The following is a 14267-nucleotide window of genomic DNA, read 5'->3' as shown; positions in this document are numbered from 1 at the left end:
TGCGACCGGTTGACGCTCCCGCAGCCGTGACCGGGCAGTTGTTCCGCGTGTGCGGCTGGGACTGCACCCATGCGGGTGATGCCCGACGAGGGCGCCGGGTGCGCTCCTACGAGCGGCGCGGCCTGCTGGCCGAGCCAGCCCGTTACGACATCATCGGCACTCTGGCCTGCCTCACGGGATGGCCGTGATCATGTACACGCCCCGCAGCCGCTGGCCTCGCTGGGTGGCGGGCTGGTCAGTGGCTGCCGGAGAAGATCTTCCGGACCTCACGGGGCGTGCAAGTCGCGCCAGGTTCCCGTGCATGCCAGCACCGCCGCCGCGCTGCGGAAATACGCCCGGGAACGTGACCTCCAGCGGCCCGTTCCCAGCACGGTGGCCTTCCTGGTGTCCACCCGCGGCACCCGGCTCGATGCCCACAACATCCCGCGCATCTTCGCCCAGCTGCTGGACGCGGCGAACATCACCGCAGGTGAAGGCCCCCGCAGGCCCCGCCTGCACGATCTTCGCCACACATTCGCGATCACGACCTTGCTGATCTCTGCCGTCCGCTGCCGCTGGAGTGGAATTCCACCGAACCGCGCCACCAGTGGCCCTCACGCACATCGGCGACAGGTCGGTCATCGCCGCCCTGCCCGTCGCGTTCAGGTGGGCCTCCGCTATCGGTTTCAGCGTCGGGTCCGACTGGAGGAAGCCGTTGAGCGACCAGGCCAGCGCGCCTACCAGTTCGCTGCCGTCGATCGCCTTCGTGACCGCGGTCAGGTCGGCCGGTGGGCGCCCGAGTAGGGGCCGGCGAGGGTGATGTCGGCTGCGTAGGAGGACTGGAGTTCCGCTGCCGCCGCGGCGGCTCCGCCGCCCTGGCTGTAGCCGAACAGGCCCACCCGGGACTCGGAGGTGACCGAGGTGCCGGGGAGGGAGCGGGCGGCGCGTACCGCGTCCAGTACCGCGTGGGCCTCGTCGAGACGGTTGACGTACGTGTGGAGGCAGTCCGTCGCTCCCAGGCCGGCGTAGTCCGTGACGACCACCGCGGCGCCCGTCGGCAGGAGACGGTAGATCGCCACATCCTCGTAACCGACCGACACCGTACCGCCGTTGAGGGACAGGGGGTTCTCCAGGCCCAGGGACGCGGCGCACTGGTCGCCCTGACCTCCCATGGGTTGTCGTTCTGCCCGCTTCCGCTTCCGCATGCGCAGAGCCCGGCCATGGGGGCCATCGTCAGACCGGCCACCAGCAGGCGTCTCTTGCTGGACATGCCTTGTTCCCTGTCCGCTGATGTCCCAAAAAAAGACGGTCAGCGTGCCTTCCACCCGCTTCTCCTCGTCCCCGGTCGGCATTGACAACCGCCCTCGCGCCCCTCCACCATCATTCCACTAATCAAGTAGTGGAATGATGGTGGTGATCGTGGAGTACCGCATCGACAGGCGGAGCGGGGTCCCCGCCTTCCAGCAGATCGTGCAGCAGACCAAGCAGGCCCTCCGGCTGGGCGTACTCGTGCCGGGTGACCGGCTGCCCACCGCCAAGGAGGTCGCCGCGACCAGCACGGTCAACCCGAACACCACCCTCAAGGCGTACCGCGAGCTGGAGCGCGAGGGCCTGGTCGAACCGCGACCGGGCCAGGGCACCTTCGTACGCCGCACGCTGGGCCGCCCCGAGACGGGCACCGACTCGCCGCTGTACGCGGAGCTGGTGGCGTGGATGTCGAAGGCGGCCGGGGCCGGTCTGGAGCAGGAGGACGTGGCCGCGCTGGTCGCGTCGGCGATGGAGAAGCAGTACGCCGCCGGGAACGTGGCGGCAACGGGGTCCACGACAAGGTCCACGGGGGCCACGACAACCAGGAGCACAGGTGAGTGAAGGTATGTACGCGGGGGAACCGGCGATCGAGGCGTACGGGCTGGGGATGCGCTACCGGCGGGGCTGGGCGTTGCGGGACTGCTCCTTCCGTCTCCCGGCGGGACGGATCTGCGGCCTGGTGGGACCCAACGGGGCGGGCAAGACCACGCTGCTGAGCATCGCGGCCCATGTCCTGCAGCCGACGAACGGCTCGATCAGCCTGTTCGGTGAGGCTCCGGGCTCGGTGGAGTCCGGTCGGCGCACCGCGTTCCTCGCCCAGGAGAAGCCCCTGTTCCGCCGTTTCACCGTGGCGGAGACCCTGCGTCTGGGCCGGGAGCTGAACCCCGGCTGGGACCAGCGTGCCGCCGAGGACATCATCCGCGCGGGCAACGTGCCCTTCGACGCGAAGATCAGCACCCTCTCCGGAGGCCAGCGCACCCGCGTCGCCATCGCCCTCGCCTTCGGAAAGCGCCCCGACCTGCTGATGCTCGACGAGCCGATGTCGGACCTCGACCCGGTCGTGCGCCACGAGATCATGGGCACCCTCCTCGCCGAGGCCGCCGAGCGCGGAACCACCGTGCTGATGTCCACCCACGTCCTGGCCGAACTGGAGAACGTGTGCGACTACCTCGTCGTCGTCTCCGGCGGCGGAGTGCGCCTCGCCGGTGACGTGGACGAGCTGATGTCCGTGCACACCCTGGTCACGGGCGCGAAGGAGGGTGACGGCATGCCTCCCGCCCTCGGGCACCACACCCTCGTCGAGTCCCGGACCAGCGGACGGCAGTTCACCGCGCTCATCCGCCCCGAGGGCCCGGTCACCGGCCCCTGGGACATCAACGCCCCGAACATGGAGGAACTCCTGCTCGCCTATCTCCGCTCACCCGACGCACCACCGCTGATCACCCCCACCGCACAGGTCCATGGCCAGGGGTTCGGCACCGGGGCGGTGGCGGCATGAGCACCTTCACCCGCAGCTCGACCAGCACCTCGACCGGCTCCACGAGCGACGGCAAGAACGGGACCATGAACGGGACCACCGACGGGACCTTGAACGCGACCACCACGGAGGCCAACCGGCGCCCCCGACTCAGCGGTATGACCTGGCTGGTCTGGCGCCAGCACCGGGCCGCGTTCTGGACGATCCTCGCCGCCACCGCGCTCTCCGTGGCCTGGATCGTCTACCAGCGCGGCCAGCTGGTCGACTTCCTCGACGGCTACGGCTATCCCGGCAAGAGCCTCGACGAGGCGGGCGGCAAGTTCCAGCAGTACAAAGACGCGTTCTCCTCCGTCTCCACGGGTCTCCAGGCGATACCCATCCTGCTCGGTGTCTTCCTCGGCGCCCCGCTCATCGCGGGCGACCTGGAGAACGGCACCGCCAAGCTGGTCGCCGCCCAGTCGATGAGCCGGACCCGCTGGCTCGTCACGAAGCTGGCGCTGGCCGGACTGGTGGTCGTGGTGAGCACGGGCGTGTTGTCGGCGGTGTTCGGCTGGTGGTGGAACCCCGTCAAGTCCGAGGCCACGGTCATGGACTGGACCTCGGGCGCCGCGTTCAACACGACGGGCCCAGTGCCTGTCGCCCTCGCCCTCTTCTCCGTCTTCGGCGGGGTGGCGATCGGTGTGGTGCTGCGACGCACGCTGACGGCCATGGTGGTCACCTTCGGTTTCACCGTCGTCCTCCAGCTCGTCTGGGGCTACTTCCTGCTGTCGCTCGGCAACGTCGTCACGGTCACGACGAACAAGGGTGTCACAGGCGAGAACGTGTCCCCGTCGCTCCCCCACGGCGCCTACGAAATCGACCAGTCGTATGTCACCGGCAGCGGGGATCTGGTGGGCTGGGGCACCTGTTCGGGGTCGCAGACCGACGCGGCACGGCAGGTGTGCCTGGACAAGGCCGACGTCGTGGGCTGGTCGGTGCAGTACCTCCCGATGTCGCAGATGAACGCCATGCAGTGGTTCGGCGCGTCGATTCTGTTCGCCCTGACCGCCGGTGTCGTGGCGTTCCTCTTCTTCTGGGGTCGTAAGCGGCTCGTCTGAGTCCGTACGCCCCGCGCCCCTTTGCGAAGGGGCGCCTCTTTCCCCCTCTGTTTCTTTGTCCCGTCCGCCGGGCTGCTTCGCCATGCCCGAAGGTCCGGAGAGAAAGGTATGCCTTGAATCACCGTAGGAGGCGAGCGAGTGAGGCTTCCGCTCTCGCCGTGCTCGTCGCCGCCGCTCTTACCGCGGCCCTGCTCGTCGCCGCCCCGGAATCCGGGGCCGCACAGTCCGCCGGCGGTACGGCAGGTACGGCCGGAGCCCTCGGCAAGGCCAGGACCGTCACCCTCGTCACCGGTGACCGGGTCACGCTGGACGCCACCGGACAGGTCACCGGTGTGCGGCCCGGCAAGGGTCGGGAAGGCACCGCCTTCCGAATAGCGCGGAGCGCCGACCGCACCTACGTCGTCCCGCGTGACGCCGAGCGGCTCCTCGTGAACGGCACCGCCGACCGGCGGCTGTTCGACGTGACGCAGCTGGTCAAGTGGGGTTACGACGACGCGGCCCGCCCCGACCTCCCGCTGATCGTGACGTACGCCAGCCGCGCCCTCGCGCCGAGCGCGCTGTCCGCCGCCGGAGCCCGGGTCAGCCGGGACCTGCCCAGCGTCAACGGGGACGCGCTGAAGGCCCGTAAGTCCGAGGGCGCCGACCTGTGGGAGACGCTCACCGGCAGCGGGGGGACAGCGCGGGAGAGGTCGGCCGCCGCCGACCGGGTCGAGAAGATCTGGCTCGATGGGAAGGTCGAGGCGGCCCTCGACCGGAGCACCGCGCAGATCGGCGCCCCCGAGGCCTGGGCGGCGGGGTACGACGGCACGGGCGTCAAGGTCGCCGTGCTGGACACCGGAGTTGACGGCACTCACCCGGACCTGAAAGGCCGTGTCGACGCGGCGAAGAACTTCTCCGAGGCGGCGGACACGGTCGACCGGGTGGGTCACGGCACGCATGTGGCGTCCACGGTCGCGGGGTCCGGCGCGCACTCCGGGGGCAAGTACAAGGGGGTCGCGCCGGGCGCCCGGCTGATCAGCGGCAAGGTGCTCGACGACGACGGCCACGGCGAGGAGTCCGGGGTCATCGTCGGCGCGCAGTGGGCCGTCGCGCAGGGCGCCGAGGTGGTCAACCTCAGCCTGGGCGGCCCCGACAGCCCCGGTGACGACCCCCTCGAACAGGCGGTGAACGAGCTGTCCGCCTCCTCCGGCGCCCTCTTCGTGATCGCCGCAGGCAACGAGGGCCCCGCGACCTGACCAGGCGTGCGTCCATCCACCCGGGCCTGGCTCTGAAGCCTGGAACTCGCCCGGCCCATGCGGGTGCCCACGCTTGCACAGGACGAGGCGCTGGACCGGGCGATGGCCGCGAGGTCCACGTGCCCCACTGCCTCGTCCAGTCAGAGTCGGCAGATCCCCGCCCAGAAAATTGCGTGATGCGAATAATTGCGCGCCACGCAGATTCTGCTGACGTCAGTGGCATGAGTGGTCTTCGGGAACGGAAGAAGGAAGCCACGCGCGCAGCGCTGAGCTGGGCCGCAGTCCGGCTCACCGTCGAGCGCGGGTTGAGTGCGGTCAAGGTGGAAGACATCGCCGCGGCGGTCGGGGTGTCTCCGCGCACCTACAACAACTACTTCTCCAGCAAGGCCGAAGCGATTGCGTTTCGCTACCTTGAGCGCTCCTTGCGGCTCGCGGCCGAGCTGCGTCACGGACCGCCCGGCGAGCCCTTGTGGGAGGCAATCACTCGGGCGGCACTACGGCAGCTGGAGCCTGGCCCTGAGGTGGAGCACATGCCACCCCAGGAGCCCGATGAGTGGGCGGCCGGTCTGCGGGTGATGTTGGCCGAACCCGTGCTGGAGGCCGAGATGCTGCGGGCGAGCAAGATTGCGGAGAAGGAGCTTGCCGCAGCGATCGCTGACCGCACGGGCACGGATCCCGGGTCCGATCTCTACCCTCGCCTGGTGGCCGCGAGCGTGATGGCCGCGAACAATGTCGCCCTCGAGCTGTTCGTGCAAGGCGGCACGGGCGAGCCGATGGAGGTTCTGCTGCCCCGGGCTCTGCGCATGGTGGCCACCGGACTTCCCACTCCGTAGGCCCCTCCTTTCCACCCTGAACAGGGGCTGGTGCTTGCAGCCTCTACGCCGCCATTCCGCAAAAAAGGAAAATCGTCATGCTTGACGTAGTAATCGTCGGTGGCGGCCCGAACGGGTTGATGCTCGCCTGCGAGCTGGCACTGGCTGGGGTGCGTCCGGTTGTGCTGGAGCGTCTCGCCGGCCCGAAGACCGAGCCCCGGGCGAACGGTCTGGTCGGTCAGGTGGTGCGCATGCTCGACCGACGTGGTCTCTACGCACGCATCAGCGGATCCGGCGAGCCGCCCCGCCCCGCGCCCCGCTACATGTTCGGCGCATTCACGCTGGACCTCACAGGACTCGACGACAACCCCGTGAGCCTGCTCCCGGCGCCGCAGGAGCAGATCGAAAAGGTCCTCGCCGAACGCGCCGTGGAACTCGGCGTCGACCTCCGCAGGGGGCAGGAGGTGGCCGATCTGCACCAGGACAACGACTTCGTCCGGATCACCCTTGCCGACGGTGAGGCTCTCACCGCCCGTTACCTGGTAGGGGCTGACGGGGGGCACAGCCTGGTGCGACGCCTGTCCGGCATCGGCTTCCCCGGCGTGACCACCGACGACTTCGTCACCCGCTCCGCGAACGTGTCCGTGGCGGACGAATACCTGGGCCCGGACGGCAGCCTGCACGTTCCCGGCTACGGGAGCTTGCCCTGTCCCAGTCGGCACTGATGCGCCCCGGACCGGAAGTCAGTGCCCTGCGGACCGTCTTTGGCGACCTGCTCGCCTCACCTGGCGGCACTGAACGCATCGCCCACCTGCTCGCTGGAACCACCGAGGACTTCGCGCCCGACCTCGTGGTCCACACCGGCGCAGGCACCCGTCGGCTGGCCGACTTGACCATCACCGCCCGGCCCTTGCTGCTGGACCTGTGCGACGACTTCGCCGAGGCCGCGAAGCCCTGGCACGACCGGGTCGATGTCATAAGCGGCAAGGCGGAGAGCACGAGCGTGACCGGCCTGCTGCTGCGCCCCGACTCCCACATAGCGTGGACCGGACACGAGCCGAAAGACGCCAGCGGTCTGCGAGCCGCACTGCACCAGTGGTTCGGCACGCCGCTGAGCGGCGCCCGTGAGCCGGAGCAGGTCAGCGGTTGACCTGGGCCATCGGCTCGCGGTTCGCAGCGCGGGCGGCTTCAAGGTCCTCGTCCCGTTCGGCGAGTTCGCCGCGCAGATCGAGAATCTGCTGCTCCAACTCGGTGGTCCGGCGTGCGAGCGTCTCGATGTCGGCCGGGGCCCCAAGGCCGGATGCTTCCCAAGCCGTCCGGCCCAGCGCCTCGGACAGGCACCGTTCGAGCCGGGTGATGTGCGCGGCCAGTCTCCCGTTGCGGGTCGTGAGGTTCGCGACGTCGGCCAGGCGACTTGCGGCTGACCTGCGTTCCGGCAATCGTGCTGGGCAAGGGCTGGCCCGCGCGGGCGATGACGGCTGCGTGCAGATCACCGGTGCGGTGAATCAGGCCGCGGTGAACGCCGGCGGCACGGGCGACCGAGGAAACGCTGATCTCCTCGCCGGCGGAGGCCAGTTGGTCGAGGGCTTTGAACACTCGGTTTCTTCGACGGTCGGAGTCAGCGACCCGCGCTCGGGTCAGGTGGTCCGGTGATGCGCTCACGCGTCCCGCTCCGGCCGCAGGTCCGGCTCGGGCGGACGGATTCCGGGCGTGCTCAGGGAGACGTTGCGGGACTTGCGCAGGGTCCGGGTGGCGTCCTTGATCTGCTCACGTTCGTCCTCGGTGAGCCCGTCGAGGTCGGTCTCGACGCGGCGGATCAGTATGCGGATGCACTTGATCTCCTCGTCGGACGGAGTCGCTTCGGTGCGGGCCCAGGCGTCGAGGTCCGAGGCCGCCGCGAGACGTTCACGGTGCCTCAGCAGGGTGTCCAGGTAGGCCCGCAGCTCCGACAAGTACGACGGGTCAGTGCGGAAGTGGTCGCAGCCGACGCAGCGGAACCGGAACGGGCAGCCGTGGCCGCCGACCTTGACGCCGCTCGGTTCGACGCAGATGCCGTAGGGGACGGACACCTGGCCGATCCGCAGGCGGGCGTGCTCGTGCTCCAGGAGCTGGCGGGCCTGCGTCCAGATCTTGTTGCCGTGCCGGTCGAACTGGTGCGAGACAAGTTTGTCGAGCGCGGCAGGGGTGCGTTTTTCCGTGACTAATGGTGACGTGGGGGTATTGGAACTGTCCGAATGCCTGACTCGCCAGCCATAGCCAGCACGTGCTTGGCAGCTGTCGATCACGGGTTCCACTGGTCGCAGTACTCGATGTGGATCTCGCGGGCGTCACCGAGGATGCCGTCGTTCGAGTGGAGCTCGGTGCAGAAGTACGGATAGCTGGGGTGGACCGGAACGTAGCCCGGTCCGTTGCGGGCGACGTCGAGGAAGTGTCGAGCGGTCTCCCGGAACACCTTCGCGCTGCCGGTCATGAACAGCGTCTCGGCATGAAGGTGCTGGTGAAACAGGTCGCGGTTTTCCCGGTAGTGACGTGCTGCCCAGTCGACTGCGGCGCTGTCGACAGGATCTGCGTCGGGCAAGTTCACGGTCTGGGGACGACCGGAGCCGAGGCGACTCCTCACCTGCTTCCAGCGGGAGGGGGTGAACTGCAGCGAATGGTGCAACAGCACCAGGTCCAGTTGGAAGCCGACGTCGTCCGGTACTTCCCGGGCTGGCGGGCGGTTTGCCCGCATCGGCAGGTGAATCAACGAACGCGGTGAGCGTGCCGCGAGCATCCACAATCCGGCGATTCGGCGGGCGGCGTCCTGGTCGAGATACACGTCCAGGTGCCGATCGTGGTCGATGAGTACTGCATGGTTCAGAGGCCGGGCAGGTCGGATGACTCTGAACTCGTCGGCTCCCAAGCGGGCCTGGTGGATTGCGACCGGCAACTTCATTGGTTCTCCGTTGAGGTGCGTCGGCTGAGTTCGTTGGCGTAGGTGGCCCAGTCGCCCGCGGAGAGACGTTGCCAGGCAAAGGCGACGTCGGTGTGGATGCCGAGGGTGCGGGCGAGGATCGCAGCGGGGATCTCGGTGGCGAGCTGGAAGAGCGCGGTGCTGCGGGCCTGGTTGGGCCTGATTCCGAACTGGTTCAGCCGTTGGGTCAGCTGGGTGGTGCTGATCGGCCGTCCGGGCTGGCTGCCGGGGAAGAGCCATGGAGACGGGGCCAGGGCAGAAGTCGGTGTAGACGAGCACGGACTTGCCGTGCTCGTCGGTCTCCATGCAGTCCCAGGGCAGGCATCCGATCTCGTCGGGGCGTCGGCCGGTATCGACGAGGATCTCGGTGGCGGCGCGCGCGTCGTCGCTGCCGTCCCGGATCTGGTCGAGGGTGTGCAGCCGCTCGCAGAGCTGGCTGAGGATCTCCTTGGGCAGGGCTCTGCCGGATCCTTCCTCGATGACGACCGGGGGCATGTCGTGCCTGCGCCGGCCGAACTCCCCGACGGTGACGACTGGTTCCGCGGCTGCCCGGACTGCCACCTGCCCCACCAGGGCGGGGGCGCCGGCCTCGCCGCGCACCTCCGCACCGTCCACACCCACGCCGGTGATCCCCGGCGACCCATCACGATCCACCTGGACCTCTGACCGGCGGGCCCGGCTTCCCAAGTCTGGGCGCCCGCGGGCGGTTCGCCTCCGACCTCACGCCGAAGCCCAACTCCAAGGGCCAAGGCGACCACTCCTGAACTCCACCTGGAGGACTTTCATGAGCAGCACCGACCGCGACGTCGACCACGCCCTCGCCTGCCCCGAGCCGCCCGCCTCCCCTCTCTGGCACGGCCACGGCGGCGTGGAGGCCCGGCCGCTCACGCCCGCCCAGCAACGGCGCAACCGCGAGCTGCTGGACCCTCCGCCCAGCGCACCACCCGACCCCGCTCCCCTCGCCCCACCGAGACCCTGGCGGAGGCCAACTGGTCCGCCGCCTGGGTGGGTCTGGACGCGCTGGAGGCGGTCGGCCTGATCACCACAGGTCTGCTGGCCTCCCGCGGGGATCGGCGACTGGCACCGGCCGCCGCCGCGACGGCCGCCCTGCTCACCGTCGACGCCTGGTTCGACACGATGACCGCGGCCAGTGGGAGCGAACTGCGCGCGGCGCTGGTCATGGCGTTGTTCGCAGAACCTCCGCTCGCAGCGGTACGCGTCCGCCTGGCGGTTCGAGCGCTGCCCCGCACCCCCATGAAACCCGCCACACCGACCCGGGCTGCAACCGCGGATACCACAGAGCTTAAGAACACCATGGGCTCTGCTGTCCTGACCGCACCGCGCCTGCGCTGGGCCTGCGCCCTCAGTGCCGCTGCGCCGCGGGCGCCTGGTGGTTCGGCGACAAGCCACGGTACCCCTACGCCCAACGCAGCCTGCTGGACCTGCCGTCGCCGTTCCACACATCCGCCCGGCTCAACGCGGTGCTCACCCCGAGCCCGGGCGAGCGGATCCTCGAAGTGGGGCCCGGCACCGGGCTGCAGTCGCTGCACATCGCACCGCATACGAAAGGTCGGTGCGGGCCAGGGCCAGCTGACGGGAACCGACCGACCCTGAAGGCCGGATCCCTCCTGCGACCGCAACGACTACCCTGTCGCGGTGACGACCTCGCGAGTACTGTCGATTGCCCTCAAGGACATCGGTCGGCCCCCGCTGCGTCCACTGCCAATCGACGCAGCCGAACTGCTTCACCGTGTTGACGCTCCGCCGCGGCTGGTCGCCCATCTGCGAGCAGTCCACGACGTTGCAGGGCAACTCCTCGAATGGATCGCCACACGCAATCTCGATCTGGGCATCAACCCGGAGGCGGTTCTCTTCGGAGCCGCAACCCACGACATCGGCAAGACTCTGCACCCCGCCGAGTTGTCCGCTCCCGGTGCACAGCACGAAGAAGCAGGCCGTGAACTGCTGATGACCCGAGGCGTCGACTCCGCCATGGCACGCTTCGCCGGAACACACGCCGCCTGGACCACAGAAGAGGTCGGGATGGAAGACCTCCTGGTCAGCCTGGCCGACAAGATCTGGAAGAACAAGCGGGTCCCCGAACTTGAAGACCTTGTCGTCGCCAGACTCTCAGCGGCGAGCGGAAGGCCGGTCTGGGAGGAGTTCCTCGACCTGGACAGTGTGCTCGCTTGCATTGGGGATCAGGCCGATGAGCGCCTCGCCTTCCAGATGTCCTACCCGACGGCTGGGAACGGCCAACGACCTCCGAACCTCCCAGACGCGCTTACAGCATGGTTCGCCGAGAACAACGCGATTCTCCGCACACGTGGGATCACCGCCGAACTGCGGCACTCCCCAGAAGACGGCCGACTCAAGAACAGCGCATGGCTGACTGTCGAATCCGGCAACCGGGTCACACAGATCACCGTCTGGAACAGCGGTGAAGCCGAACTCGACTTCGTGGACCTCGGCAGCGGGGACAACCGTCCCGAGCACCGAGACCTCCAAACCGAGCAAGAACTCCACGCTCTCCTCGGATCCATACTCGACTGGATCGTCCTCGGCACGAACGGCTGACCACGAGGATTGGACACGACTCTGCGGACAGACGTCGACGACAACTGACGCGGACTCGAAGGAAACCCCAGTTCAACGCTCCGCCATTCGACATTCAATCGCGGAACCTACACGAAGCAACAACTCGCGATGGCCGAGAGAACAGGCGGCAGGCACAGGGCATCCGGCCTCACCGAGCTCCTCGCCCGCGAACTGCGCGCCCGCGGCCGCCAGGTCGACGTCGAACACCTCCACGTCCATCTCCCGCGCGTCCTTGAGGCGGCCGACACCAGCACCGGAGCGAGGGCATGACCACCACCGGCCCGTACGATCTTGTGAGCAGCGCAGGCGACGACGGCACCCTGCAACCCGGGCGCCCGGCGAGGACGCCGTGGACAACGGCAACATCTACCGGGCGAGCACGCCGATCGGGAACTTCCCCAGCAGCTGCGGCTCCTCGTACACGACGATCATGAGCGACGCAAAGGACCTGCTGTTCGAGGCGCCGGAGGTCTACAAGGTCCAGGGCCACAACCAGTACCTGACGATCGTTGAGACGCAGGGTTCGAACCGCTACTTCCGCTCGTTCACCGCCTCCGGCCCGAACGGTCCGTGGACCGTCCAGGCCGGCAGCGAGAGCAGCCCCTTCGCCGGCCAGGCCAACGGCGGTTCCACCTGGGCCACCGGCGGGCACCGACTACCTGGAACTGCCGTACCGGCCGGGCCTGCTCACCCTGCAGTGCTGACCCGCCTGATCCACGCTGATCGCGATGGGGTGCGGTCCGCCGATGCCCAGACGAGTCATTCCGAATGTCGACGGTGCGTCCGGGAACGCAGACAGGGCGTCCAAGATCGTTGTGTGACGAACAACCTGGACGCCCTGCTGGCCGCACTGTACGTGAAGATCGACGACGAGATCGGAGGTACCCGATGGCTTGGCCGACCGCCGCGACTGACGGATTCCGAGCTGGTCACTCTCGCCGTCGCGCAGGCTCTGCTGGGCTTCACCTCGGAGTCACGCTGGCTGCGGTTCGTGGACTCCCGGTTGGGAGCGATGTTCCCGTACGTGCCCAGGCAGCCGGGCTGGAACAAGCGGCTGCGGGCCGCGTTGCCGCTGGTCAAGAAGGCAATACGGCTACTGGCCGTCGATACGGACCTCTGGTTCGACAACCACTGGATCGTCGACTCCACGCCGGTGGAGTGCGGCCGCTCGCGTCCGACGGTTAAGCGGTCGGACATGGCCGGCCGGGCCGGAATGACTCGCTAGGTCGTGGTGCGATGATGCCGGCCCGGTTGGGCCGCGCGCTCGCCGCCGCGATCCGCTGCCGCATCCTGCTCGCCCTGCGCGACGCCCCGGCCTGCCCTGCCGATGCGCCCGGGATCTCCCTCACCTGTCGCACCCCACTCGTGGCCAACTGGTGTGCTCAAGCGGCCAACCAGCGTACTCAGTCACAGGACCGACGCGGTCCGGGGTTCTTGCGTCTCTGCGGGGGTCGGACTGTCGTGTTCAACCATGTCGACGTGGGGCGGTCACCCGGCGCCCGGGCCCGGGTCAGGAGAAGGTCGGTCTTCCTGCACAGCGAGGTTCGCGTGCATCGTCGTCAGGTTCCGCTGACACCACAAACGTCGTCAGGTTCCGCTGACACCACACCCGTCGTCAGGTTCTGCTGACACCACACCCGTACAGCACCTACACCCTTGTTCTTCAACCGCGCCGCAGCCGGGTTCGGACACCGACCGAGGCGGCCGGCGTCCGCGCAGCTCGGGCCGCTCGGAGTCTGCCTGCACCTCGTACCGGGTCGGGAACCACTTCCGTGTGCGTCCAGTCCGCGTCGGCGTGATCCGTTCGGCCAGGCCCTCGTGCGCAGCTTGGCCAGATGCCTGTCACTGCGCGCCCCTGGTGCGGTCAGCAGGTGCCGATGACCCTTGCACCGCTGCTTCCCGCGGTCTTCCACGCACAGGTCAGCGCTCTCCCCTGGCTGCGCGGTGGGTCGCCAGGAGGGTCAGTCCTCGGAGATCTGGGCCACCCACCCGTAGGGGAGTTCTGAGCCGTCGAGCGTGACCGCCTCTACCGCACGGGTTTCGGGATCGATGTCGGCCTGAACCCCCTCGCCTTCGTAGCGCGGGTAACCGGACGCGCCCAGTTCACCGGTGAAGTCCACGAGGGCCGTGCGCAAGACACCGCCCGTCCCGCTGCCCTCCGGGCGGGATGGGCGCAACACGACGGTGTAGCGACGAGGGACGGAGGCAGCAGCGCTTTCGTCGGAAGAAGCCATGCCGCCCAGGCTAACGACCGGACGATCTCCTCGCGCAGCGCAAGGACGCGGGCGTGACCCTCGTCGGCGGTGCGCCGCATGTCCGCCAGGTCTTCGAAGGTGCCGCGCCGGTCCGGGAGCCCTGAGCAGGCCGCCGCAGGCGCCGTCCATCGCACTTACCGCCCGATCGGGTAGAGCTGCTGCTTCCCGGGCGGGTCACGCTCCGGGCCCGTTACGAAGATCACGACCAGTCGTCTTCGAGGAGGGCACCGTCGTGTACTTCACCCGGACCGCCGCCGTCGCCGCTGCGTTCGCGGCCTTGCTCATCCCCGCCGCGGCTCACGCCGTCCCGGCCGTCGGCGCCGCTGGACGAGGGCCGGGGCAGACCACCATCACCTTGCCCGTGCGCGACGCCCTGGCCCGCCTGACCGTTCTCGATGAGGATCGCACCGGCTACCAGCATGACGCCTTCAAGCACTGGACCGATGCGGACAAGGACGGCTGTATCACCCGCGCCGAGGTTGTTCTCAAGGCCGAAGCCGGCGTCGCGCCCGAGCGCACGGGAACGGCGGGAGGGCGCCCCCGTGCGCGTCCG

17 protein-coding genes and 5 pseudogenes are annotated in these 14267 nt (G+C 68.9%); 16 read left to right on the top strand and 6 right to left on the bottom strand.

Annotated elements, in window-relative coordinates; genetic code table 11:
* Window positions 1–26: 26 nt before the first annotated feature.
* Together ACFVYK_RS23365 and ACFVYK_RS23360 are read left to right on the top strand one after the other, a co-directional pair.
* On the top strand, window positions 27–188 hold the full coding sequence (locus ACFVYK_RS23365; protein WP_389777148.1) for a hypothetical protein: 162 nt from the start codon (window positions 27–29) through the stop codon (window positions 186–188).
* Between the two features lie 109 nt (window positions 189–297).
* A pseudogene (locus ACFVYK_RS23360) lies at window positions 298–462 on the top strand (hypothetical protein); the annotation flags it as partial.
* A gap of 119 nt (window positions 463–581) precedes the next feature.
* Here the strand turns inward: ACFVYK_RS23360 and ACFVYK_RS23355 are convergent.
* Window positions 582–1145: pseudogene (locus tag ACFVYK_RS23355) on the bottom strand (lipase family protein); the annotation flags it as partial.
* A gap of 238 nt (window positions 1146–1383) precedes the next feature.
* Here ACFVYK_RS23355 and ACFVYK_RS23350 point away from each other — a divergent pair.
* From ACFVYK_RS23350 to ACFVYK_RS23320, 7 genes are all read left to right on the top strand, one after another.
* The gene (locus ACFVYK_RS23350; RefSeq protein ID WP_389777145.1) at window positions 1384–1848 is read left to right on the top strand and encodes a GntR family transcriptional regulator; all 465 of its coding nucleotides are present in this window, start codon (window positions 1384–1386) and stop codon (window positions 1846–1848) included.
* Window positions 1849–1852: 4 nt separating this feature from the next.
* Window positions 1853–2785 carry an ABC transporter ATP-binding protein gene (locus tag ACFVYK_RS23345; protein ID WP_389777201.1) on the top strand — a complete coding sequence of 311 codons (933 nt, stop codon included), beginning with the start codon at window positions 1853–1855 and terminating at the stop codon, window positions 2783–2785.
* Window positions 2782–3861 (top strand): ABC transporter permease, encoded by a 1080-nt coding sequence (locus ACFVYK_RS23340; protein ID WP_389777142.1) that lies wholly within the window; start codon window positions 2782–2784, stop codon window positions 3859–3861. Before ACFVYK_RS23345 ends, ACFVYK_RS23340 begins: the two co-directional genes overlap by 4 nt.
* Before the next feature lie 158 nt (window positions 3862–4019).
* Window positions 4020–5096, top strand: a complete 1077-nt coding sequence (locus tag ACFVYK_RS23335) for a S8 family serine peptidase (protein WP_389777139.1) — start codon at window positions 4020–4022, stop codon at window positions 5094–5096.
* A 221-nt stretch (window positions 5097–5317) separates the two neighbouring features.
* Window positions 5318–5929 (top strand): TetR family transcriptional regulator, encoded by a 612-nt coding sequence (locus ACFVYK_RS23330; RefSeq protein ID WP_389777137.1) that lies wholly within the window; start codon window positions 5318–5320, stop codon window positions 5927–5929.
* Between the two features lie 77 nt (window positions 5930–6006).
* Complete coding sequence (locus ACFVYK_RS23325; RefSeq protein WP_389777134.1) at window positions 6007–6633, top strand: FAD-dependent oxidoreductase; 627 nt, start codon at window positions 6007–6009, stop codon at window positions 6631–6633.
* On the top strand, window positions 6633–7058 hold the full coding sequence (locus tag ACFVYK_RS23320) for a hypothetical protein (protein ID WP_389777131.1): 426 nt from the start codon (window positions 6633–6635) through the stop codon (window positions 7056–7058). The genes ACFVYK_RS23325 and ACFVYK_RS23320 overlap by 1 nt, the downstream gene beginning before the upstream one ends.
* Here ACFVYK_RS23320 and ACFVYK_RS23315 read toward each other — a convergent pair.
* On the bottom strand, window positions 7048–7347 hold the full coding sequence (locus ACFVYK_RS23315) for a hypothetical protein (RefSeq protein ID WP_389777129.1): 300 nt from the start codon (window positions 7345–7347) through the stop codon (window positions 7048–7050). The genes ACFVYK_RS23320 and ACFVYK_RS23315 overlap by 11 nt on opposite strands.
* A gap of 43 nt (window positions 7348–7390) precedes the next feature.
* Here ACFVYK_RS23315 and ACFVYK_RS23310 point away from each other — a divergent pair, with 43 nt between their 5' ends.
* On the top strand, window positions 7391–7561 hold the full coding sequence (locus ACFVYK_RS23310) for a hypothetical protein (protein WP_389777126.1): 171 nt from the start codon (window positions 7391–7393) through the stop codon (window positions 7559–7561).
* A gap of 5 nt (window positions 7562–7566) precedes the next feature.
* Here ACFVYK_RS23310 and ACFVYK_RS23305 read toward each other — a convergent pair whose 3' ends face one another.
* A complete protein-coding gene (locus ACFVYK_RS23305) occupies window positions 7567–8193 on the bottom strand; it encodes a hypothetical protein (protein ID WP_389777124.1) in 627 nt (208 codons plus the stop codon).
* On the bottom strand, window positions 8190–8843 hold the full coding sequence (locus tag ACFVYK_RS23300; RefSeq protein ID WP_389777122.1) for a hypothetical protein: 654 nt from the start codon (window positions 8841–8843) through the stop codon (window positions 8190–8192). Before ACFVYK_RS23300 ends, ACFVYK_RS23305 begins: the two co-directional genes overlap by 4 nt.
* Window positions 8844–8978: 135 nt before the next feature.
* On the opposite strand from ACFVYK_RS23300, the gene ACFVYK_RS23295 reads away from it, so the two are divergent.
* From ACFVYK_RS23295 to ACFVYK_RS23270, 6 genes and pseudogenes are all read left to right on the top strand, one after another.
* On the top strand, window positions 8979–9527 hold the full coding sequence (locus tag ACFVYK_RS23295) for a hypothetical protein (RefSeq protein WP_389777119.1): 549 nt from the start codon (window positions 8979–8981) through the stop codon (window positions 9525–9527).
* Between the two features lie 990 nt (window positions 9528–10517).
* Window positions 10518–11438, top strand: a complete 921-nt coding sequence (locus ACFVYK_RS23290) for an HD domain-containing protein (RefSeq protein ID WP_389777117.1) — start codon at window positions 10518–10520, stop codon at window positions 11436–11438.
* Between the two features lie 129 nt (window positions 11439–11567).
* Window positions 11568–11729: a hypothetical protein gene (locus ACFVYK_RS23285; RefSeq protein ID WP_389777115.1), complete on the top strand. Its 162-nt coding sequence runs from the start codon at window positions 11568–11570 to the stop codon at window positions 11727–11729.
* 76 nt (window positions 11730–11805) lie between these two features.
* Window positions 11806–12163 (top strand): annotated as a pseudogene (locus tag ACFVYK_RS23280) (non-reducing end alpha-L-arabinofuranosidase family hydrolase); the annotation flags it as partial.
* 113 nt (window positions 12164–12276) lie between these two features.
* Window positions 12277–12669 (top strand): annotated as a pseudogene (locus ACFVYK_RS23275) (IS982 family transposase); the annotation flags it as partial.
* Window positions 12670–12695: 26 nt separating this feature from the next.
* Window positions 12696–12809: pseudogene (locus tag ACFVYK_RS23270) on the top strand (transcriptional regulator); the annotation flags it as partial.
* Window positions 12810–13420: 611 nt separating this feature from the next.
* Here the strand turns inward: ACFVYK_RS23270 and ACFVYK_RS23265 are convergent.
* Window positions 13421–13693 carry a hypothetical protein gene (locus ACFVYK_RS23265; RefSeq protein WP_389777112.1) on the bottom strand — a complete coding sequence of 91 codons (273 nt, stop codon included), beginning with the start codon at window positions 13691–13693 and terminating at the stop codon, window positions 13421–13423.
* A 220-nt stretch (window positions 13694–13913) separates the two neighbouring features.
* A complete protein-coding gene (locus ACFVYK_RS23260) occupies window positions 13914–14135 on the bottom strand; it encodes a hypothetical protein (RefSeq protein ID WP_389777109.1) in 222 nt (73 codons plus the stop codon).
* Window positions 14136–14267: the final 132 nt, after the last annotated feature.

It is taken from the genome of Streptomyces sp. NPDC058291, assembly GCF_042880855.1.
Classification (GTDB): domain Bacteria; phylum Actinomycetota; class Actinomycetes; order Streptomycetales; family Streptomycetaceae; genus Streptomyces.
The sequence above is the reverse complement of the archived record's forward strand: the minus strand, read 5'-3'. Positions and strand labels throughout refer to the sequence as shown.